We start from the raw sequence: 22493 nt of genomic DNA on the forward strand, positions 1-22493 counted from the left end.
GCTGGTCTGACGGTGACTGGTACTTATGACCTGCAAGGTGGCATTGATGTGATCACTGCGACCGACGGGGCCAACATTGCTGGTGTGAACGGTGGTGTTGATACAACTGCCGAGACGCTGGTTTTGGCAACAAACGGCGCTGGTGCTGGCCTGGGTTCTCGGGTGACGATGACGGTAGCCCAGCACGAAGCGTTCACGACGGTGACGGCTGCTGGTACGGCTGACCAGGTGACGTTCTCGGCTGCGGGCGCTGGAACAGCGATCAATGCTGAAGTTGAGATTGACCAGTACGTTCTGGCCGGTGTTGCTGCTGAGGTCAACACGATCAATGTCAATGCGGGCAACCTGGATGTGAACATCACGGGTGCGGCTTCGGCTGACACGGTCAATGTTGCTGGTCTGACGGTGACTGGTACTTATGACCTGCAAGGTGGCATTGATGTGATCACTGCGACCGACGGGGCCAACATTGCTGGTGTGAACGGTGGTGGTGCAACTACCGCAGAAACACTGAGCCTGACTGGCGGAATCACCATGACCCTGGCCCAGCACGAAGCCATGAGCATCTCGGCAGGTGGTGGCAATGAAACCGGTGCCAACGTTGACACAGTAACCTTGACGACGGCCGGTACTTTCACGGGCCAGGGTGACGTTGAGACTTACGTTTTGGCGAATGCAACCGGCAACGTTTTCACCCAGGTAGATGGCAATGTCAGTGTCAAAGGTGGTACAAGCAACGATCGAATCATTACTTCCGCAGTGGACGCTGTTCGTAGCAGCCTGACGGTCGATCTATCTGCAGGTGGTCGTGATACTGTTGAAATTAGAAATGGTGAAGTGACGAGTGTTCCTTCCTTGATTGATAACTGGACTTCCTGGGATGGTTTCTCACAAGTACCAGCTAATGAAACGGATGCTGAGGGTGGTGCCGTCTTGAATGGTTTCATTGCCAGTACAAGAAATGACCCTGATATCATCGATCCGAATGCAACTGGTGCAACGCAAGACCGGAACTTTACTGGTACTTATGGTCAGTCAGTATCCGATTGGAACGGTACGGACGGTACCTACGCAGTCACGATCACAGGCTTCACCGCCGGCGACGTCGATGGTGCTGACGTGATCGAATCGTTCTGGGGGGCTGTTGACCTGTCGAACGCCATCTTCGTTGAGAACGCCGTGCTCAACCAGACTGACCTGACCGGCGTTGCATCGGGTTCGGTTATCGAGCTCGACGCGACCCAGACCTTCCAGCTCGTGAACTACGCCAACCTTGCCGCGGTGGCTGCGCTTCTGAGCAACAGCGGTGATGGAGATGCGCTGCTGGGTCTGAACGACGGCTTCTACACGGTGATTTTCTACCGTGGGACGGGAGGCGCTTCGGCGGCGGATCCGGCTGATGCCTACATCTACCAGATCACCGTTGACGAAGGCGACGGGCTCGACTTCGTCTCGAACGAGTGGGCGGGTAACTATGACGCAGACTCGATCGAGCTTGTCGGGATCCTGGTTGACATTGGGGCCAACACGCTCGCCGGGCAGAACTTCGCCTGATTCAGGTATCTGAGTGTTGGGGGCGCGATCCGAGAGGGTTACGCCCCCTTTTTGCGCCGGAAAATCTGCCGCCGCGTAGCCAAGTGATATGGGTTGGTTACGCTGAACTGTAAGTCATCCCTCTGCTCGAGCGATGCGAACTCGGAGAGTGCACTGGAGTTCGTTTGTGTGCCGGTAGGTGTCCTGATTCAGTTGCTGCCGGCAGTGCGAAGTGTCTGCCCGGTGACCATCGGGCAGGCTCAATTCGCTGTGCAGAAAATGGGATAAATAGAGAGAGAGAAAATGGCACTGTTCAAGACGAATGCGTTGTTGAATCACTGGTCGGTGTTTGATTCGGCGGGGACTGCGACGCAGTTTTGGAGTCGAATTACGTCGGGTGCGTACGCGACGAGTGATCAGCTGCGTCTGGAGCAGACGCCGATTGTGCGTTCGAGTTGGGCGGCGCTGGTTGATCTTGGTCAGCAGACGAATGCTTGGCTTGCGCGGGATAACGATGCGATCGTGTTCGCGAAGAACGCGAGTTTTCGGCTGGCGATCAAGAACGTCGAGTACGTGAGTGCGGCGCCGGGTTATACGGTCGACCTGCACCAGGTTTCGGTCCACGGCTTTACCACCGATGGTTCGTTCAGGTCGATCGAAGCTGGCGTGGGGAACCACGATATCCGCTTCGAGAACGCTTATCGAGACTCGGAGATCTTCCTGGGGCGGGGGATCGATCAGGTGACGCTGACGACGAACCCTGACATTGTTGCGCAAGGCCAGGACACGTACTGGCTGACCAAGCGGTTCGGTGACAACTCGGTCCAGGCGTATTCGCTGTTCAGCGGCAACATCGTGCATCTGGTCGACGGTGCAGTCGCGTCGTACTCGACGGCCGATACGCGTGGCAATTACGGCGAGATCGAGACGGTTCAGTACCGGGATCGCAATAACAGCGTGGTGACCAAGCGTCTTGGTGACGGCGATCTTCCGAACAATGGGTCGCGCGGGGGCTTCGAGAATATCGATCTCAGTGATTATGTGCAGGACACCTACCTGGATTCGTTCCTGCACGCCAGTTTCGGGTCGATCAATTTCACGTCGAAGAATGTGTTCTTCGGCGCGGCGGTCATCGAGGACTGGTTCGACGACGAGGCGTCCCCGCAAGACGAGATCGAGAACCAGCAGTCGCAGGCGCTGAGGTGGTCGACGGTATCGGTGGCGGATGCGTTTCACAACCATGATCTGCTGGTGGCGCAGCAGTCCGATGCGATCGACGGGCATCTGCGTGTGTACGTGCGCGATGAGGACTCGCGCGCGTACAACCGTTTCAATGAGGTGTACCTTGGTACGGCGGCGGGCGAGAGCGTAACGAGGACAGGGGCAAGTACGGCGGGTAACGGGCTGACGCTGTCGACGCCGCACGTGGCGCTGTATGGGTTCGGCGGTAACGATGAGCTGGTTGCGGGCTCGGGCTCGGACTATCTGTTCGGCGGCACGAGCAGTTACACGACGGCGCTGGTCGATGGTTCCGGGAACCTTGTGCTTGGCGGCAACCGGGTGACCGGGGGAGATGGCGCGGACTTTTTCGGTGTTGGAAACATCGGCGCTGGGTCGACGGGGGACGTGCTCATGACGAGCACGTTCGACAACACGCGGTTGGCGGGAGCCGCGCCGCTGGTTACGGACCCTGGCGGGAGACTGGCGCGTTCGGGGGCGGAGGAGATTGCGGACCTGGCGACGCGGGTGGCCACGGATGTGATCCGGGACTGGACAGCCGGGGTGGACTGGCTGCGAGTGCTGGCCAATGGCACGGCGGTGATCGAGGGTCTGGGAACCGCCGACGGTAGCGGGGCGGTCGGTTACGTGCGCGACGCGATTGGTTCCGACCCGGAGAAGATCGACCTCAGCGGCAACCGTGTCGTCAACGAAGGCAAGATCGTCGCCCGAGGCCTCGGCGGCAACGACACCATCATCGCAAGCAGCGGCAGCGACTGGCTGTACGGGAACAGTGGTGACAACCTGGTGGTTGCAGGCGCCGTCACTGCCGGCGATGGTGCCGACCGTATCTACTACGACACCTATGCTGGCCGGGTCTTCGCCACCGGCTTCGATGCAGGCGACAAGGTCTATCTCAACAAGAAGGTGTTGGAGGCCGTGACGGGCACGATCATGCGCGGAACCGAGGCGGCGGACAACCTGACGGAAGCGTCGGTAACCCTGTCTGGCACCCCCGTTGCGGGACGGCAGACTTACACCGCCGCGGTTGCCTACGACCCTCAGATCAACTTTCTGCATGACGTGTTTTACGGTCCCAGTGGTGCGCTGCCTTCGAATCAGCAGCACGTTAACGGTCCCGGCTTTGTCGACGGCTCGGACTCGTATGCAGATGTCTCGACTGCAGCCATCGGTGCCGGCATGTTCGCTGCGGGTACAGCGCTGGTTGCAACGGGATTTCTCGCCGCGGCCGGCTATCCGCTAATCGCATCGGGTCTTGCGCTTGGCGCTGGCGGGATCGTGGGCGGTGTCTTGAACTGGACCATTCCACACCAGCATGCCACCTACAGTGGGAACATTGCGGACAACTTCCTCACGGTTCTGACTGCGCAGAATAACGTCGACACCACCGCTGCAACCGACGCTGCGAGCAATATCGACAACATCGGCCTGCTGAATTTCTTTCAGAGCGCGGATGCAGGAGACGGCTATGCGCCCGCGATTCAGTTTACGACCCTGAATCCGAGGCAGTCCATCAACCAGTTCATGGCGGTCCACTCGGATGAGGAGACGTTCATCTACTGGGTCTACTCGCGTGACGCGATCGTGACTGCGGGTGAGGCGATCAAGATCGCTGAAATCAACGGTCGTCTCTTTGCTGAGGACTTCGCGATCTACGATGGAGAACTGGATGTCTACAATTCCGCGACCCTGACGCCGATCACGATCTACACGCCGAGCCTAACGGCAGTTGGATACAGCAACAATGCTGACGACACGATAGAGACGTCGATCGCACAGGACGCCAAGGTTGTAGTTCCCGGCGGCGGGCGTTTCGTGCTCTCAGGACAATTCTTTCGTTCGCTTGGTGAGAAGGAAAATCCTTTCACCACGGCGCAGGGGAGTGCCCTTGTCTCGGTCAGTTATGAAGGTCACGGGTTGTCGAATGGGGACTGGATCCAGATAACGGGAGCCGAGTCGGACAACGGCGTCGACTTCAACGGCGCCTACCAGATTTCGGGCGTCACGGCTGACACGTTTACGTTTACGGCCAACAAATTCACGGAGAGTATCGGTCTTGCTGGTGTGACTGCCGGGGTGGCAACGGTTGGCACGGCGAGCTTTGGCGTGCCCGGGAACATCAGCGCGGGCAGCACGATCAAGGTCTATGACGGCACCGATCGTCTCGACGCCGACCCCCTCACAGCCGCGGACGATGTATTCATCGGAGTCAATGGAAATACCTTCACTCTGCGGGACACTCGGGGGCTCGGGACTTCTCTCACTCAATCGCCTGACGGGGTCGCGACGCTCGACGGCGCTGTCTTAAAGGATGGTCAGGGCAATCCTGCTTTCTTCACGATTATCTCGGGCCAGTCGTCCGTGACGGTCAATTACGGCAATCACGGAATGCAAGTGGGTAACTCGGTGGAGATCGTCGGTGCGACGGCTGCAGGTGGCATCGATTTCAACGGTGTCTGGGTCGTAACGAGCGCGAACGCCAACCAGTTTTCCTTCACCGCGGCGAGTACCGCAACGGTCACGCAAAGCGTCAATACCAATTTCAGTTTTACGTCGATTTCGGCGCCTGTCGTGGTCGCACAGGCTGACATCAATGGCGATGCTAACGGCGTTCTGACTGTCACCATGGCGAACCATGGAATGCTGAGCGGTGACGAGGTTACGTTCTCCTCTTCGTTCAATGTATCGAATTTCGTTTTCACGGCCGACGTCCCATACACCGTGACGCGAATCACCGACTCGCAGTTCAGCATCGTTTCTCAGGTGAACAACCTGGGCGGAACGACCACACCCGCCAGCGTCGTCTTCTCGGTCCCAAATGGTGGCAACCAGACTTTTTTCCTGAGGGACGAGAAAGTTAGCTACTTCGTCGAAGTCACGAACGCTGACTCGGGCTTCGAGACGATGAGTCTCCAGTACGACTTCACCGTTGGGGGCGGTACCGCGACCCTGAACGGAGGGCGAGGCGACGATATGCTCGTGATTTCGGACGACAGTCCGGGTCTGAACGGAATGAGCGATCAGCAGATCGTCAACCTCGAGACGATCCAGATCACGAATGACGTCTCCGCTCCCCTTGCACTCGACCTCTCTCGGCAGACGGACGGGTTCACCGTCTACGATTCGAGCGCCGGTAATGCGATTACCGGTTCGTTCGGTGATGACATCATCATCGGTGGCGGCGGTCTGGACAGCCTGGACGGCGGCGCCGGCCGTGACACGTTCGTGGTCTCCGCAGTTGCCGACTTCGTGGCCGGGGAGACGGTGACCGGTGGCTCCAACACGGGCGGCGTCGATACCCTCCGCCTGGATGCCGCGGGCACCTACGGTGCGAACTTGCTGAGCGCCAGCGTGACGGGCGTGGAGCTCATCTCCCTGAACCACAACGCCGCGGGTTTCGATCTCACCCTGGCCGACGGCGCCTACGTGGACGCCGATGCCAACGGGGACGGGACGGCCGACACGACGGTGACGGTGAATGCCGCGCTGGCGATGACGCACGGGATCAGGCTGACCGGCGGCGCCACCACGGCCGGGCATCGCCTGGTGGTCGACGGCACGAACCTCGGCGGTGCCGACACGCTCGAGGGTGGTGCTGGCTCGGACACCATAAGCGGGGGCGGGGGCAACGACACCATCAATGCCTTTCAGGGCGATGACGTGATCGATGGCGGTGCCGGCAACGACCGTCTGACTGGACATGATGGTTTGGACACCTTCCGGATCACGTCGGGAACGGACACCATCACGGATCTAGGTCGCGGTGGTACCGACGATGTGATCATCAGCCAAGGGGCAAGCGTCATCGCCACGATCCATTCCGCATGGAGCGCTGATGGCGACACCGTTAACCTCGGCACGAACACCTACGCCAACGCCGACATTACGACGAATGGTCTTGCGGTAAACCTCAGCGGCGCCGCAGTAAGTACATCCGGCTCCGCGACGCAGGGTTACACCGTGACCAACACCGGAGGTGCCACCACCATCACGGGGTCGGCTGCCGCCGATTCCATCACGGGAGGTGCCGCTGACGACAGCCTCGTGGGAGGGGATGGCGCCGACACCATCAATGGTAGTGGCGGCAACGATACGCTCATCGGCGCCGAAGGCGCGGACAGGATCCTCGGCGGGGCGGGCAGCAACACGATCGTCGGCGGAACCGGCGCAGACACGATCATCCTGACGAGCGTCGCGAGTTACGACCTCTTGAAGATGGGTTCTGGCGATGGTGGCGCACTCGGCGCTAATGACGGCTGGGACCTGGTTTCCGGATTCAGCGGAAATGGCGTGAACACTGATCTGGTCGAGATCACTGATTGGGTCGATCGCGGTAACGGTGCGAATCTCGGCTACATGACGAGTTCCGTCGGTCTGAATAGCCCGGTGGAGGCGGTCGCGGAACTGCTCATCGTGACCGATTCGAGCGTATCGTCGATCAGCGGAGTGGAGTCCGCGATCCAGGGGGCCTACGATCTCACGGATTTGAACGACGGTACCGTCTTGTTCTCGGTGAAGGGTTCAGGTGCCAACGATTGGTGGCTTGGCACCTACAGCGACGCCGGTACTGATGACGCCACGTCGCTCAACGAGTTCCGAGTGCTTGCCGTTATCGAGGTGACCGGCGGCGGCTTCGATTACGATGATTTTTGGCAACCGGGTGTTCTCCTGGAGGTTCTGTCTGCTACGTTTGTTTCGGCTGCAACTGGAGTTCAAATAACGACGAACAAGGCAGCAACGATCCGAATCGGGGGCACAAACGTCGACAATGCGGCCATTGCAGCTAATACCACCACAACAGTCCAAGAGCAGACGGTTGTCAGATATGGTGTTTTTTCAGTGATTGATGCTGGCGCCAGAGTTGTCACGGATCCCAGTGGATTCGTTTATGCGCTTGGAACGACCGCAGGCGACACGATTGGCGAAGTTGGCAACGGACCCTTCACTCCATTCGATGTCGCTTATGGCGGTCAGGGTAACGATATGATCGGATGGGCCAGGGGTGCCGGGCCTGGTGTCACTGTCCATGGCGGTGATGGAGACGACAACTTCGACCCGGGAAATGACTTGGGTGACGACCGTCTGTACGGTGACGGAGGGGCCGACACGATCTACGGCGGCGGTGGTGCCGATGAAATTTATGGCGGCGCGGGCAACGACATCATTTACGGTGAATCCGGCAATGACGTTATCGTGGGGGGGCAAGGTGCAGACAAGCTGTTTGGGGGGCAGCAGTTTGGTGGCGTCGCTGGCGTCCCCACTGGCGTAGACGGGTTGGGTGACGATACTTTCGTGTTCCAGGCTGGTGACTCCGGGATCACCGTAGCAACGGCGGACACGATTTACGATTTCAATGTCGATAGCAGCGACCGCTTGAGGTTAGGGCTGTCAGGCGATGGTACGGCGGGCACGGGTAACTACGTCGAGGCTGGGGGGGAGGTTACCGACTTCAACGCGGCACTGGCAGCGGCAAATATTGCCCTGGGCGCCCTGGGCGCATTGAACGACACTTCTCAAGCGTCGCAGCTGTATGCGTTCCAGTTCGACGCTTCCAATGGTTACTTGTTCATCGATTACAACTCGGACGGTACGGCGGACGAGGTCATCATCCTCGTCGGAGTAGACAATACGAAGATCGATGCAGCGAATGTAATCGCCTGAACGTCAGAGCAGCTGGAGGGGCAGGTCACTCTGCCCACCCCTCAAATGATCAGCCTCGCCAGCAGGGGAGAGGTCGTTTGCGCAAGCGGGTTCACGACGGTGACCGCATTCCATGAGAAACTATGCTGGAAATCTTGTATCCGTACGGTCAGCCCCATCTTGAGCTGAGCTGCGACGGCACCGAAGATGGTGTCCACCAATTCTGATCTGACCCCCGAAACCTGGACAGTTCTGGTCTCATGCGGTCGCCGCGGCGGCTTGCATCCTGTACGCCACTGGGCTCAGGCCTCCGAGCCCGAGCTTGATGCGATCTTCGTTGTAGTAGCGAATGTAGTCGTGGAGGGCGTCTTTGAACGTCTCGGTCGTGTCGAACTTGTTGAGCTGGAACAGCTCGCACTTCAGCGTTCCGAAGAAGCTCTCCATGGCTGCGTTGTCATAGCAGTTGCCCTTCCGAGACATGCTCTGGACAACCTCGCTTTGATGAAGACGTTGGCGGAACGCGGGCATGCGGTATTGCCACCCTTGGTCCGAATGCAGGATCGGTCGCTGGGTAACCGTACGGTCAGCCCCGTCTTGAGCTGAGCTGCGCCGGCGCCGAAGATGGTGTCCACCAATTCGTGGGTGGACACCAATTTTGACGACAGATGGGAATCGAGAGCAGGCTGGCGTCGCGAAGGTCGATTCGGCGGGTCGGCGCTGGTACACAGTCCAGTTCAAGCGGGAGATCGTCGCTCGCTGCCTGCAGCCCGGCGCCTCGGTGGCGGGCATCGCGGTCGCGCACGGGCTCAACCCGAACCTGGTGCGCAAGTGGATCGAGCGGGTGCACAAGGAGACCCGCAAGCTCGCGCCGCTGCTGCCGGTGGTGCTGGCCGATCCGCCAGCAGGTGCCGAAGTGCCGGTCGAGGCCGCGTGCATCGAGATCCGGATCGGCGATGCGGTGATCGCGGTCGGCGCGACGGCCTCGGCTGCACAGATCGAGGCGATCGTACGGGCGCTGCGATGATCGCGCTGCCCGCGGGCACGCGGGTGTGGATCGCGGCGGGCGCTACCGACATGCGCAAGGGCATGAACGGGCTGGCGGCGCTGGTGCAGACCGCGCTGGAGAAGGACCCGTTCGCCGGCCACGTGTTCGTGTTCCGCGGCCGCCGCGGCGATCAGGTGAAGCTGCTGTGGTGGAGCGGCGATGGGATGAACCTGTACCTGAAGCGCCTGGAGCGCGGCCGCTTCGTCTGGCCGCAGGCCGACAGCGGCGCGGTGTACCTGAGCCCGGCGCAGCTGTCGATGCTGCTCGAAGGCATCGACTGGCGACGCCCGGCACGTACCTGGCAGCCGGAGATGGCCGTCTAGCGCGGTTCTCGGGACGACGGCTGTTTTGTCGACGAGCGTGTCGCCCGTACACTTGACGACATGCGAACCGCGTCCGCTCAACTGCCCGACGACATCGAGGCGCTCAAGCGCCTGGTGCTCGAGCGCGAGGCGCAGTTGGAGGTCGAGCGGCACAACGTACGCGCGCAGCAGACGCTGATCGAATACCTGAAGCTGCAGATCGCCAAGCTCAAGCGCATGCAGTTCGGGCGCAGCTCGGAGAAGCTCAATGCGCAGATCGAGCAGCTCGAGCTGATCGTCGAGGATCTCGAGGAAGAGCAGGCCCGCACGCAGCCCGAAGCGGTGACCGAGGCGAAGGTCGCGAAGCAGGCGCCGGTGCGCCGCCCGCTGCCCGAGCACCTGCCGCGCGAGACGGTGCGACACGAGCCCGAGGCTGGCTGCCCCGAGTGCGGCAACAGCATGAAGACGATCGGCGAGGACATCGCCGAGATGCTGGAGTACGTGCCGGCCAGCTTCAAGGTGATCCGCCACGTGCGCCCGCGCATGGCGTGCACCTGCTGCGAGCGGATCGTGCAGGTGCCGGCGCCGAGCCGGCCGATTGCGCGGGGCTTGGCCGGCCCGGGGCTGCTGGCGCACGTGCTGGTGTCCAAGTACGCCGATCACCTGCCGTTGTATCGGCAGTCGGGCATCTACGCCCGCCAGGGCGTGGAGCTCGAGCGCTCGACGCTGGCCGACTGGGTGGGGTCGGTCGCGAAATTGCTCGAGCCGCTGGAGCAGGCACTGGGCCGGCACGTGATGGCCGCCGAGAAGCTGCACGCCGACGACACGCCGGTGGACGTGCTGCAGCCCGGGCGCGGCACGACGAAGACCGGACGGCTGTGGACCTACGTGCGCGACGACCGGCCCAGCGGCTCGGCCGATCCGCCCGCGATGTGGCTGCGCTACACGCCGGACCGCAAGGGCGAGCATCCGCAGCAGCACCTGAAGCAGTTCCGGGGCATCCTGCAGGCCGACGGCTATGCCGGCTTCGATCGGCTCTACGAGGACGAAACGATCAAGGAAGCGGCGTGCTGGGCGCACGTGCGCAGGAAGTTCTACGACCTCGAGCAGGCCGAGCGCTCGCCGGTTGCCGCCGAGGCCGTGCGCCGCATCGGAAAACTCTACGAGATCGAGGCCGAGATCCGGGGCAAGCCGCCGCACGAGCGGCGCGCCGAGCGCAAGGCGCGCGCCGGACCATTGCTCGATGACATGAAGACCTGGCTCGAATCCACGCTGACGAAGATCGCCCGCAAGAGCGCGCTGGCGGTGGCGATCCGCTATGCGCTGACACGCTGGATGGCGCTCACCCGTTACGTCGGAGACGGGCGCATCGAGATCGACAACAACGCCGCTGAGCGCTCGATCCGCGACGTGGCGCTGGGGCGTAAGAACTACCTGTTTGCCGGCTCGGACGCCGGCGGCGAGCGCGCCGCCGCGATCTATAGCCTGCTGGGCACGGCCAAGCTCAACGGGCTCGATCCCGAGGCCTACCTGCGCGCGGTGCTGGAGCGGATTGCCGATCATCCGATCAACCGGATCGAGGAATTGCTGCCGTGGCGGATCTCGCTGACCACGACGACCTCATCGGCTCAGCCCGAGGCGCTGGCTGCCTGAACAGCCAGCGCTCGGCGAGACGGTGCCGAGCGGACGGTTACTAACCACCCGCTACGCCCGCCTGGACAACCAGACTCTGCGCGCTGCCAGCCAGACGGTGGCGGACGTGGTGACCGGGGCCATGAAGAGGATTGCTGTAGAGCAACCATTGCACTAGACTAACCCCATGAGCACCCTTCAGCGCTTCGACAGCAGCCGGGTCGTGATGTACCTGGACGACCACCCGCCACCGCACGTACACGTCAAGCTACGCGATGGCCGGGACTGTACCGTGGACCTGGACAACTTCGAGATCAAAGGCCGGGTTGCTGAGCGGGAAATCCGCGAGGCGCTCGCCTGGATCAAGACCAACCGGGCCGACCTACAACATCAATGGCAAAGGAACCGAGCATGAGCGACTACTTCTTCCCGCAACTGCAAGCGGTCGAGGCCATTGCGCCGTACCGCCTGCGTACTACCTGGAGCACTGGCGAGGTGCTGGAGGTTGACGTCGAGGCTCGCCTGCGCCGCCATGCGGCCCTGGCCCCCATCCTTGATCCAGCCATGTTTGCTCGTGTCCACATCAGCGAGTGGGGCCACGGCATCGAGTGGATCGACGAGGAGTTCGGCGCGGACAACGTCTACGCCTGGGCCAAGGAGCAAGCCGGCGAGGTCAGCCACGAGATGTTCGACGACTGGATGACCCGCAACGGCTTGTCCTTGAGTGGCGCGGCCGAGGCGCTGGGCATCAGCCGGCGCATGGTCAGCTACTACCGTACCGCCCACAAACCCATCCCCCGTCAGACCTGGTTGGCGTGTTTGGGCTGGGAGGCGGTCAAGCCGCAGACCCGGTCGATGCCGCGTAGCCTGCCCACCGCACGTGAGTACGCAGCGCTGCACGCCTGACACCTGCGATTCCTTCTGGCCAAAGGCCCCGACGGTTCACGCCGTCGGGGCCTTCTTCTTTGTGCGCCCGGCACGGGCGCCCCCTCTGTCAGGATAGATGTCGCCCCGATAGGAACCGATAAACCGGGGGCGACGATGAGGCGAGGAAGTGGCGCGATACGGACAAGCATTCAGGGATCTAGTGGTGACGAGGCTGTTGCCCCTCTTCGCCGATCAGCTGGATCCGGTCCTGCTCCGCGCTGAATTCGGTGGTGAAGCGGGTCAGTGTGGTCATGGGCGCCGGTGGTTCAGGCCCCGCCAAAGCTGATGGTGCCGTTCTGCTCCATCAGCTCCAGCGCCGCGCCTTCGCTGCCGGCGTTCTCCGCCGGGGCGGACGGTTCGGTTGGCTTTCGCCATTGCGCGTGCAGTTGCGCCAGCCGGCCCAGGATCTTCAGGTGCTGGAGCGACAGCAGCTGCGCGTAGGCCACGCCCACGGCCCCCATCCCGTGAAGCCGGTGCAGGGTCTCTGCGCCCAGGGCCTTGAGCCGATCCTCGTCGATCCGGTGCAGGCCCTGCAGGCTGATCTCCCGCCCGCCGTCCTTGACCGTCAGCGGCCAGGGGATGATCAGGCGTTCCTCGGCCAGGGCATCGCAGATCCGCTGGGTTGCCTGCCGGTCGGCGCGCACTTTCTGCAGGAAGACGAAGACCTCCTGCAAGGGCTTCGCCGGCGTGCCGTCGGCGTCGAAGAAGGGTTCGCCCTCGGTGTCGCCGATCAGGCCGCTGTCCGCATCCACGCAGAGCACCGCCTGCCCGTCCGGGGTGTCGGCCAGCGCGAACGGATGGCCGCGGTAGGCGGCAGGCACGTAACCGCCGAGCCAGCGGCCGTCGGGCGCCACGAAGAGGTTCCGGCCGCCTTGCAGGCCTTGAACGGCCACGGGCGTGAAGTGGCCGTCGAGCTGCAGGAAGGCCACCGGGAAGTGCGGGCAGGCGGCCGGCATTTCCTGTGCCACCAGTGTGGCTGCGGTGTCGCCCGCGGCGAATGCATAGCCGTCGTAGCGTTTCCAGCGTTTTGCGCCGTGGGTGTCGGGTGAAACAGGCTGATGCTTGGGCATGGTCGCTTGTCTTGGTGAGTATTGCGCGCGCCTGCGGCGCGCGGGAGGTCAGGCGGCAAGCGTGCGGATCCAGTCGATCTGGCGGGGCAGGCACACCGACTTCAGGTCATAGCTTCGCTGCGCGAACAGACGGGCGTTGCGCCCGAGCCGCTCGCGGTCTTCGGGGCTCTCGAGCAGCCGGCACACCGCATCCGCAAGGCCCGGCACGTCGAAGAAGTCCACCAGCCGTCCGGTCTCGTCGTGCCGGATGGCCTCCCTTAGCGGCGCGGTGTCGCTGGCCACGATGGCGCAGCCCGCGCTCATCGCCTCCAGCAGGCTCCAGGACAGCACGAAGGGATAGGTCAGGTAGACGTGCACGGTGGAGAGCTGCAGCAGCGGCACGAACTGCTGGTAGGGGATGTTGCCGAGGAAGTGCACGCGCGCCCAGTCGGCTTCGGGGATGCGCGGTCTCACCTCTTCGCTGAGGACGTCCCGCCACCTGGTGCTGCCGTACCGCTCTTCGCTGGGCGGCGCGCCGTAGCTCACGTCGTTGCCGCCCACGATGAGCACCCGGGCATTCGGGCGGCGCCTCAGGATCTCGGACAGCGCCCGCATGAACACGTGGTAGCCGCGGTAGGGCTCCAGGTTGCGGTTGACGAAGGTGATGACCTCGTCAGGCCGGCTCAGCGCCAACCGGCCCTTCAGTGTCAGCGTGACGTCCGGCTGCGGGGCGATGAGGTCGGTGTCGATGCCGTCGTGCACCACCGTGATGCTGGACCGGAAGGGCTCCGGGAAGGTGCTTGCCTGCCACTGGGTGGGGCTGATGCCGCCGTTCGCCAGGCCGAAGTGGAGCAGGTTGTTGAGGTTCTTCAGTCGAAGGCGGCAGGCCTCGCCTTCGGGGTCGCGCGCCGCGAACTCCGGGTCGAAGCCGACGTCCGCGCCGGATGCCCGATAGAAGAACTCGCAGTAGATGCCCATCCTGGCCTGGGGCCACACGTCCTTCAGGAACAGGCTCTCCCCCCAGCCGTGGTGCGCGACGATGACGTCCGGGGTGAAGCCGGCGGCCCGCATCTCCAGGGCCTTCCGGAAGCAGGCTTCGCCGCGGATCGCTTTCGTCTCGAAGTCCGAAACCCAGGGGTGGACGTTGGCCGTCGAGCCCCGGCGTACGCCGTAGGGGAAGAGCCGCACACCCTCCCAGCGGTCGGCTCCGGTGTGCCGCAGGGTCATGGCGGCCACGTCGTGCCCCTGGCGCACCAGGGCGGGCGCCAGGTGCTTGAACTGGCCGGGGAAGTTCTGGTGGACGAAGAGGATGTTCAAGGGATTCGGCGGAGAGTGGGCGGTTGTCAGGATCAGCGCGCAGGGCCGGGCGGGGCTGCGCTCACCTCGGAAAGTGCTGGCGTACGAGATTGCCGGCCGTTTCCTGATCGAGTTCGGCCTTGCTGGCGAGCGCCCATAGATCGAAGGCCTTGGAACGGGCGAGCGTGGCCACGCTGCGGAACCCCGCCGCGCGAAGCTCCCCTGCCAGCACGCGGCGGGTGAAACCGCAGCGATGCGCCATGTAGGTGTTGCCCCGGGCAAGGGCGGCCCGATGGCCGTAGACGATGTCGATCGGTGCGATCGGGCCGGCGGGCGACGTGTATGCCGGGTCGACCAGTTTGTCCTGGGCGATCAACGCGCATACCGATTGCAGATCGGGGCAGGTGATGACCGCAAATCCGTCTTCCGTCAGCACCCGTGTGAACTCCGCCAGGGCGATCGGCACCTCGTGCGGGTACAGATGCTCGATGTTGTGGCTGGAGAAGACCGCGTCGACGCTGCCGCTGGGCACGCCCGCCATGTCGGTCATCGAGCCTGTGATGTCAGGCTGCACGCGCGCGTCGATGTCCAGGCGAATCTCGGTCCAGTCCGGTGAGTTGAATCCCGGGGTGGTTCGGTCCTTGCGCTTCGGGCCGCAACCAACGTGTAGGAATTTCGGCATTGATGTCGTCCCCTGCACTGAATCCGACCGTTCGCGCCGGGTGCTCGCCGTCGCGAACGGCGAAGGCAATCATGAATCGGCACTTAAGTCACGAACACTAGTGTATACTGGATTCATATATGAATTCCATGATTCGGGTTTCCTTGGAGACAACGCCGCAGCAGGCCGCGCGCCTTTCGGCCTTGCGGACCCTGTTCGCGCAGGTCTGCAACGAACTGGCGCCGCACGTGCAGCGCACGCGTGTCTGGAACCGCGTGGCGCTGCATCACGCGCACTACCGGCAATTGCGCGAGAAGTTCCCCGCACTGGGATCGCAGATGGTCTGCAATGCCATCTACGCGGTGAGCAAGATGGCGCGGCTCGTCTATCAGAGCCCTGCCAGCCCCTACAACCTGAACCGTATCGGGCGGGGCAGGCTGCCGCTGCTGCGCTTCTCAGAGTCCTGTCCGGTGTACTTCGACAGCCATACGCTGAGCATTCGCCAGGGGCGTCTTTCGCTCTACACACTCGACGGTCGTATGCACTTTCATTTGACGCTGGCACCTTCGGTGCTGGAGACGTTCTCGCGGGCGCGGCTCCGGGAGATCTTCCTCAGCCAGCGCCCTGGCGGGGTCTTCGAGCTGGTGTTCGTGCTGTTGGGAGGTGCCACGATGCAGGTGTTTGTCGAACCTGCGGCCCCGGTTCGCGCGTCCACGGCACCCGTCGCTGCGGCCATCCCGGATTACCTGATCGTCGAGGAGCCCGCATGAAGGCGGCTGGCGAGGTTTCGGAGCTGCGGGCGGCTGCGCTGGACATGCGCCCGATGTGGCGCATGGGGTTGCTGCTGAGCGGGGCGATCGGTCTGCTGGGTTTTGCCTCGACCGTCTACATGTTCCAGGTGTACGGTCGGGTGGTCGACAGCCGCAGCGTGACGACGCTGTTGATGCTCACCCTGGCGACCACGGCCGCCTTCGCCGTGATGGAGCTCCTGGACAAGCTCAGGCAGCGGCTGTTCTGGGCAGGTAGTCTGCGGTTCGACCTGCGGATGACTCCGCGGGTCTACCAGGCGTCGATGGGCGTTCTGGCGAGCGGCAGACCCCACTCGACATCCCGGGTGATGTCGGACATGCGAAGCGTGCGGGAGTTCTTCGTGAATCCGGCGCTCACCGCGCTCTTCGAGCTGCCGATGTCGCTGCTGGCGCTCGTGCTGATCTTCATGATCAGCCCCGTGCTGGGTTGGGCGGCGCTCTTCGGTGGTGCGCTGCAGACGCTGGTGGCGTGGATGAACCAGCGAATCTCCCGCGCTCCGCTTCAGGAAGCGCAGCGCGGCGCCCAGGAGGCGCACCGCTATGCGGACGTAACGCTGCGCAACGCGCAGGTGATGCACTCGATGGGCATGCTCGAGTCGGTGCTTCGGCGCTGGCAGGAGCGGCAGTCCCGCTTCCTGGTCAGCCAGGCCAGGGCGTCCGAGGCGGCCGGCGCGCTCACCGCGGCCTCCAAGACACTGCAACAGCTGATGGGCTCGGTGCTGCTCGGCCTGAGCGCCTGGCTCCTGCTGGGCAACAACCTTGCAGGAGGGCCGGCGATGCTGATCATCAGCTCGGTGCTGGGCGGACGCATGCTGGTCCCCTTGACGCAGCTGGTGTCGCAGTGGAGCGCCATCGTCACCTTCGCTGGCGCCTTCACGCGGCTGGAGGGTCTGCTGCGTGAGATCCCGGCGCGCGATCGGTCCATGCCGTTGCCGCCGCCCAAAGGCGAGCTCAGGGTGGAGCAGTTGCACGTCGCGCCGCTGGGCCTGCAGCAGCTGGTGCTCCGCGGGCTGCAGTTCCACTTGACGCCTGGGCAGGTGCTGGCGGTCGTCGGCCCGTCGGCCTCGGGCAAGACCTCCCTGGCCAAGGCGCTGCTGGGCGCGTGGCCGGCGCAGGCGGGCAAGGTGAGGCTGGACGGCGTCGACGTTTTCTCCTGGGACAAGGACGAGCTCGGGCCGTATCTGGGCTACCTACCCCAGGAAGTCGAGCTGATCGACGGCACCCTGGCCGAGAACATCGCGCGCTTCGGGCAGCCGGACGCGCTGAAGCTCCAGGAGGCAGCGGCCTTGGTGGGGCTGCAGGAATTCATCGCGTCCCTGTCACAAGGCTACGACGCTCCGGTGGGGCGCGACGGTGCGCTGCTCTCGGGCGGCCAGCGCCAACGGGTGGCGCTTGCGCGCGCGCTGTACGGGCGCCCGGCGCTGGTCGTGCTCGACGAGCCGAATTCCAGCCTGGACGAGATCGGCGAGGCCGCGCTGCTGAGGGCGATCGGGGTCTTGAAGTCGACCGGCACAACGTTCGTCATCAATACCCATCGCACCGGCGTCCTGTCGGTGTCCGACCGCCTGCTCGTCCTGCGCGAGGGCGCGCAACTGGCGTTCGGCCCCACGGTGGAAGTCCTGCAGAAGCTGCGCGATCCGTCCGGCGCCGGAGGGCAGGCGGCTGCGCCCGCGACGGCGCCGCGAATGCTCCAGGGAGGCACGGCATGAGCGCGAGCACGGCAGCGCCGCCCGATCGAGCCGAACCTGCGGCTGCGCCCGACAATCCGCTCCAGTCGGCAGTCATGCGATTCCGCCGGGAGTTCATGGTCGTCGGCGTGTTCAGCATGGTGGTCAACCTGCTGATGGTCACTCCCACGCTCTACCTGCTGCAGGTTTACGATCGTGTGCTGAGCAGCATGAACGCGCTCACGCTGGCGGTGGTGTCCGTCATCACGCTGCTTCTCTTCGCGGTGATGGCCTTCGCTGAGTGGGCGCGCTCGCGCTTGCTCGTCCGCGTGGGCGTGCGACTGGACCAGGCGCTTGGCGAGCGGGTCTTCCGGGCCAGCTTTCTCTCCTACCTGAATCCCGCCGAGACCGAGCCCTCCCGGGCCTTCGGTCACCTGATCACGCTGCGCCAGTTCATGACCGGCAACGGCGTGTTCGCGTTCTTCGACAGCCCTTGGGTGATCTTCTACCTCGCGGTGCTCTGGCTGCTGCATCCGGTGCTTGGAATCGTCGCGCTGTGCTTCGCGCTGGTCCAGACACTTGCGGCCTGGGCTGGCCATCGGATCAGCCGTCAGACGGTCCAGGTGTCGACCCGGGCTCAGGCGCGCACCCAGTCCTTCCTGGAGGGGAAACTGCGCAACGTCGAGGCTCTGACTGCGATGGGGATGGTCTCGGCGCTGTTCACGCGATGGCAGTCCCTTCATCACGACGGGCTCCTCAAGGCGGGTGAGGCGCAGCAGCGAAGCGGCGCCGTCAACGCGTTCAGCAAGTTCCTTCGTCACACCCAGCAGGCGATGAGTCTCGGGGTGGGCGCCTGGCTGGTCGTCCAGGGGGAATTGACGCCGGGCGCGATGATCGCAGCCAATGTGCTGATGACGCGGGCGCTGGCGCCGATCGATCTGCTGGTGTTCGGCTGGCCAGGTTTTATCGCCAGCCGAGAGGCCTGGGGGCGTCTGGCAGAACTGCTGCGGAACGCGCCGCCGGTGTCCGAGCGCCATCTTCCGGAGCGGCCGGCCGGCCGCCTGGAGGCCCGGGCGCTGACCGTACGCGTGCCGGGCCGGGAACGGCCTGTGCTCGAGGACGTCGATCTCAGCCTGTCGCCCGGCAGCGTGACGGTGGTGATGGGCGCCTCTGGATCGGGCAAGTCGACGCTGGCCCGTTGCCTGCTCGGCATCGGGCCGAAGGCCGACGGACAGGTGCTGCTCGATGGCGAGCCGGTGAGCCGATGGTCGCGTGAATCGCTTGGCGTGCACGTCGGGTACCTGCCGCAGGACATCGAACTGTTCGACGGCACCGTCGCAGAGAACATCGCCCGAATGGGGCCCGTCGATTCCGAGCGCGTCGTGGCGGCCGCGCAGGCGGCCGGGCTGCACGGGATGATCCTGCGGCTGCCTAAGGGCTACGACACCCCCCTGGGAAGCGCCGCCGGCTTCCTTTCCGGGGGCCAGCGTCAGCGCGTGGGTCTTGCGCGCGCGCTGTACGGAAACCCGGCGCTGGTCGTGCTGGACGAGCCCAATGCAAATCTCGACGACGAGGGCGAGAAGGCCCTTCAGGCAGCAGTGGCCCGGCTTCGGGCGCAGGGCAGGACCGTGCTGCTGATCAGCCATCGGCAAGGGGTGCTCTCGCTGGCTGACCGTCTGCTGATCCTCGCTCATGGCAGGGTGGTGGCGAGCGGCCCGCGTGACGAAGTGCTGGCCGGAATGCGGTGATACGGGGCGGCGGCGCGCACGCCGTCCGGTCGCTTGAAGCCACAGAAGGACATCGAACAGGATTGGGTCGATTCATGAACCAGATGAACACTGCCGGAACTGCGGCGCAGCTTCAGTCCGCGAAAGCCGGAGAGACGCTCGCGGATCCGCAGCGGCTCCTGCAGCGATACGCCGACACAGGCGGCGTAGTGCGGATGGGACTCGGCGTGCTTGCGCTGGCCGTCGGGGGCTTCGTCCTGTGGGCGGCGCTCGCGCCGCTCGACGAAGGCGTTCCCACCCCGGCCACGGTGGCCATCGACACCAAACGCAAGGCGGTGCAGCACCTGAGCGGCGGAATCGTCAAGGAGGTGTTGGTGCGCGAGGGCGACCAGGTGGACCAGGGCCAGGCGCTGGTGCGGCTGGACGAGGCCGTCAGCCGCGCGAATTTCGAGGCGGTGCGCCAGCGCTATTTCGGTCTGAGCGCGATGCACAGCCGGCTGCTGGCTGAACAGGTCAGCGCTGCCGGGATCGCTTTCCGCGACGATGTCTTGCGCGCCGCGCGGGAAGATTCCTACCTGGCGCAGCAACTGGACACCCAGCGGCAGTTCTTCAGGACACGACGGCAGGGGCTCGAGGCGGAGTTGCAGAGCGTGCGCGAATCGGTGGAGGGCCAGCGCGCGCAGCGCGAGGCGGCGCGGCAGATGATGACCCAGCGCCAGCGGCAGCAGTCGCTGCTGCAGGAGGAACTGGACAAGCTGCGCGGGCTGGTTGCGGAAGGTTATGCCCCGCGCAATCGCCAGCTCGAGCTGGAGCGCCAGATGGCGGACCTGCACGCGGCGCAGGCCGATCTGCGGGGCACGATCGAGCGCGCCACTCGGACGATCGCCGAGCTTGAACAGCGCGTGCTCGCGCGCCGGGCCGACTTCCGCAAGGAGGTTGGGGCACAACTCGCCGATGTCGCGCGCGAGGTCCAGGCCGACGCTGAAAAATACACCGCGGTCAGCAACGAGCTGCGGCGTGTCGATATCGTGGCCCCGGCTGCCGGCCAGGTGGTGGGGCTCGCAGTGCAGACCGTTGGCGCCGTCGTGCAGCCCGGGCAGAAGCTGATGGACATCGTGCCGAGAGAGCAGGAACTGCTGCTGGAGGCGCAGATCGCCCCGCACCTGATCGACAAGGTCGCGCCCGGCCTGCCGGCCGACATCCGCTTCTCTGCCTTCACGCACTCGCCGCAACTGGTCGTCGAAGGCAGGGTGGTGTCGGTGTCCGGAGACCTGTTGGCCGATCCGGCCAACCCGCAGTTCAGCTACTTCCTGGCGCGGCTGCGGGTCACGCCCGAGGGAATGCGGGCGCTCGGTGGCCGGCAGATGCAGCCCGGCATGCCGGCCGAGGTGATCATCCGGACCGGCGAGCGCTCGATGCTGACCTATCTGCTCGGCCCCCTGACTCGTCGCATCGCGGCGTCGATGAAGGAGGAATGAGGATGCACTGCACCCTGCGCGGAGTACGCGCCCTGTTGGCCATGCTCGCCCTGGCGCTGCCCGGGGCGGCCTCCGGGACGAGCCTGCAGCAGGCCTTCCTGCGCGCGCTGGAGCACGACGCGGGGCTCAGGGCTTCGCGTGCCGGCCTGGAGTCCAGCCGCGAGCGGGTTCCCCAGGCGCGCGCCCAGTTGCTACCGCAGGTTCAGGCGAGCTGGGGGCGCAATTTCAACGACCTGACGACCACCTCGACTGCGAGCGCAGGCCCTGCGGCGCGCGCCGAGAGCAGCTACTACAGCTACAGCGCGAGCCTGTCGGTGCGCCAGCCCCTGTTCAACCTGCAGCGCTACCGGAACCTGCAGCAGGCCAACTCGCTGGTCGTGGAAGCGGAGTCCGGCTTCGAGAAGGCGAGAGCCGACCTCCTGGTACGGCTCGCAGGGGCCTACATGGAGGCGCTCTTCGCCCGGGAGCAGCTCCGCTTCGCGCTTTCGCAGCGGGAACAGTTGCGGGTGGTTCTGGATGCGGCGCGCAAGGCCCTGGCGGCGGGCAGCGGCACCCGCACCGATGTGGACGATGCCCAGGCCCGGCTGGACCAGGCGCTGGCCGACGAACTCGATGCACGCCAGGCTTTGGACTTCTCGGATCGTCAGTTGCATCTCCTGACCGGACAGCCGGCATCGGAGCTACCGGCGCTGCGCCCGCAGGCGCTGGCGCGGCTGCCCGTCGACACAAGTCCGCTCGAGCAGTGGATCGCGCAGGCGCAGCGGGTCAACCCGGAGGTGCACGCTCTCCAGGCTCGCCTCGAGGCGGCGCAGCGCGAGGTGGACAAGGCTCGGGCGAGTCATGCGCCCACGCTCGAAGCCGTGTTGCAGTGGAGCGATAGCGCCAACGACAATGTCGTCAGCCTCAATCGCCGCTTCGAGAACCGCGCCGTGGGGGTCCAGCTCGTGGTTCCGCTCTATCAGGGCGGCGCAGTGCAGTCGCAGGTCCGGCAAGCGCTGGCCGAGCTCGAACGCGCCACGGAGACGCTGGAGGACCGGCGCCGCCAGATCGCGCTCGAGGTCCATCGAGAGCATCGCGGCGTCACCGGGGGCGAGTCGCGCATCCGGGCGCTGGAGCAGGCGGTCCGCTCGGCGCAGACTCAGGTGCAATCCACGCGGCAGTCCCGCAAGGCCGGCGTGCGTACGGTGCTCGACGAGCTTGACGCCGAGCAGCGGCTGTCACGGCTGGAGCGTGACCTGGCTCAGGCTCGCTATCTGTACCTGATGTCGTCGGTGCGTCTTCAGACCCTGGCAGGGCGCGAGCCGCTCGAGGTGGTTGCCGACGTGTCCCGCATCTTCGATTGAGACACGGCGGCGCTGCAGCGGGGCGCTCTCGACGCTCGGATAAAACCGTAGCGAGGCAAGAAAATCGCAATGAATTTGCGATTCTGACTTGTTGGAGCATTTTTGATGGTTTAGCGGCGCACTTGGATTGCACTTCCAAGGCGCG

At 64.4% G+C, this 22493-nt stretch carries 16 protein-coding genes and 1 pseudogene; 12 read left to right on the top strand and 5 right to left on the bottom strand.

Going from position 1 to position 22493, the window contains the following annotated elements; genetic code table 11:
- Positions 1–1554: hypothetical protein (locus tag HNQ70_RS10160; protein ID WP_183967043.1), on the top strand; the 1554-nt coding region annotated here is incomplete at its 5' end.
- Between the two features lie 282 nt (positions 1555–1836).
- Positions 1837–8433: a beta strand repeat-containing protein gene (locus HNQ70_RS10165; RefSeq protein ID WP_183967045.1), complete on the top strand. Its 6597-nt coding sequence runs from the start codon at positions 1837–1839 to the stop codon at positions 8431–8433.
- 41 nt (positions 8434–8474) lie between these two features.
- Here the strand turns inward: HNQ70_RS10165 and HNQ70_RS10170 are convergent, their stop codons facing one another.
- Both HNQ70_RS10170 and HNQ70_RS10175 read right to left on the bottom strand, forming a co-directional pair.
- The gene (locus HNQ70_RS10170) at positions 8475–8630 is read right to left on the bottom strand and encodes a hypothetical protein (RefSeq protein WP_183967047.1); all 156 of its coding nucleotides are present in this window, start codon (positions 8628–8630) and stop codon (positions 8475–8477) included.
- 40 nt (positions 8631–8670) lie between these two features.
- Positions 8671–8982: pseudogene (locus HNQ70_RS10175) on the bottom strand (transposase); the annotation flags it as partial.
- A gap of 85 nt (positions 8983–9067) precedes the next feature.
- On the opposite strand from HNQ70_RS10175, the gene tnpA reads away from it, so the two are divergent.
- The 5 genes from tnpA (at position 9068) to HNQ70_RS10200 (ending at position 12297) form a co-directional block, all read left to right on the top strand.
- Entirely contained in the window at positions 9068–9436 is a 369-nt protein-coding gene (tnpA, locus tag HNQ70_RS10180) for an IS66-like element accessory protein TnpA (RefSeq protein WP_183967051.1), read from the top strand.
- Complete coding sequence (gene tnpB / locus HNQ70_RS10185) at positions 9433–9780, top strand: IS66 family insertion sequence element accessory protein TnpB (protein ID WP_183967053.1); 348 nt, start codon at positions 9433–9435, stop codon at positions 9778–9780. Before tnpA ends, tnpB begins: the two co-directional genes overlap by 4 nt.
- A 60-nt stretch (positions 9781–9840) precedes the next feature.
- Positions 9841–11412: an IS66 family transposase gene (gene tnpC, locus HNQ70_RS10190; protein ID WP_183967055.1), complete on the top strand. Its 1572-nt coding sequence runs from the start codon at positions 9841–9843 to the stop codon at positions 11410–11412.
- A 166-nt stretch (positions 11413–11578) separates the two neighbouring features.
- A complete protein-coding gene (locus tag HNQ70_RS10195; protein WP_183967057.1) occupies positions 11579–11806 on the top strand; it encodes a DUF4160 domain-containing protein in 228 nt (75 codons plus the stop codon).
- Positions 11803–12297, top strand: a complete 495-nt coding sequence (locus HNQ70_RS10200; RefSeq protein ID WP_183967059.1) for a DUF2442 domain-containing protein — start codon at positions 11803–11805, stop codon at positions 12295–12297. The genes HNQ70_RS10195 and HNQ70_RS10200 overlap by 4 nt, the downstream gene beginning before the upstream one ends.
- A gap of 287 nt (positions 12298–12584) precedes the next feature.
- On the opposite strand, the gene HNQ70_RS10205 is transcribed toward HNQ70_RS10200, so the two are convergent.
- The 3 genes from HNQ70_RS10205 to HNQ70_RS10215 all read right to left on the bottom strand — a co-directional run bounded on the left by HNQ70_RS10205 (position 12585) and on the right by HNQ70_RS10215 (position 15414).
- Positions 12585–13388 (bottom strand): SapC family protein, encoded by an 804-nt coding sequence (locus tag HNQ70_RS10205; protein WP_183967061.1) that lies wholly within the window; start codon positions 13386–13388, stop codon positions 12585–12587.
- A gap of 48 nt (positions 13389–13436) precedes the next feature.
- A complete protein-coding gene (locus HNQ70_RS10210) occupies positions 13437–14684 on the bottom strand; it encodes a glycosyltransferase (RefSeq protein WP_183967063.1) in 1248 nt (415 codons plus the stop codon).
- 61 nt (positions 14685–14745) lie between these two features.
- Positions 14746–15414 (bottom strand): class I SAM-dependent methyltransferase, encoded by a 669-nt coding sequence (locus HNQ70_RS10215; protein WP_246434898.1) that lies wholly within the window; start codon positions 15412–15414, stop codon positions 14746–14748.
- 50 nt (positions 15415–15464) lie between these two features.
- Between HNQ70_RS10215 and HNQ70_RS10220 the strand changes: the two genes are divergently transcribed.
- Genes HNQ70_RS10220 through HNQ70_RS10240 form a run of 5 tightly spaced genes read left to right on the top strand, consistent with a single transcriptional unit; the run spans position 15465 to position 22348 of the window.
- Entirely contained in the window at positions 15465–16094 is a 630-nt protein-coding gene (locus HNQ70_RS10220; protein WP_183967065.1) for a hypothetical protein, read from the top strand.
- Entirely contained in the window at positions 16091–17842 is a 1752-nt protein-coding gene (locus tag HNQ70_RS10225; RefSeq protein ID WP_183967067.1) for a type I secretion system permease/ATPase, read from the top strand. Before HNQ70_RS10220 ends, HNQ70_RS10225 begins: the two co-directional genes overlap by 4 nt.
- Positions 17839–19548 carry a type I secretion system permease/ATPase gene (locus tag HNQ70_RS10230; RefSeq protein WP_183967069.1) on the top strand — a complete coding sequence of 570 codons (1710 nt, stop codon included), beginning with the start codon at positions 17839–17841 and terminating at the stop codon, positions 19546–19548. The genes HNQ70_RS10225 and HNQ70_RS10230 overlap by 4 nt, the downstream gene beginning before the upstream one ends.
- On the top strand, positions 19545–21005 hold the full coding sequence (locus HNQ70_RS10235; RefSeq protein ID WP_343060729.1) for an HlyD family type I secretion periplasmic adaptor subunit: 1461 nt from the start codon (positions 19545–19547) through the stop codon (positions 21003–21005). Before HNQ70_RS10230 ends, HNQ70_RS10235 begins: the two co-directional genes overlap by 4 nt.
- Positions 21006–21007: 2 nt before the next feature.
- The gene (locus HNQ70_RS10240; protein WP_246434899.1) at positions 21008–22348 is read left to right on the top strand and encodes a TolC family outer membrane protein; all 1341 of its coding nucleotides are present in this window, start codon (positions 21008–21010) and stop codon (positions 22346–22348) included.
- Positions 22349–22493 lie beyond the last annotated feature (145 nt).

Source organism: Quisquiliibacterium transsilvanicum, assembly GCF_014202215.1.
Lineage (GTDB): Bacteria > Pseudomonadota > Gammaproteobacteria > Burkholderiales > Burkholderiaceae_E > Quisquiliibacterium > Quisquiliibacterium transsilvanicum.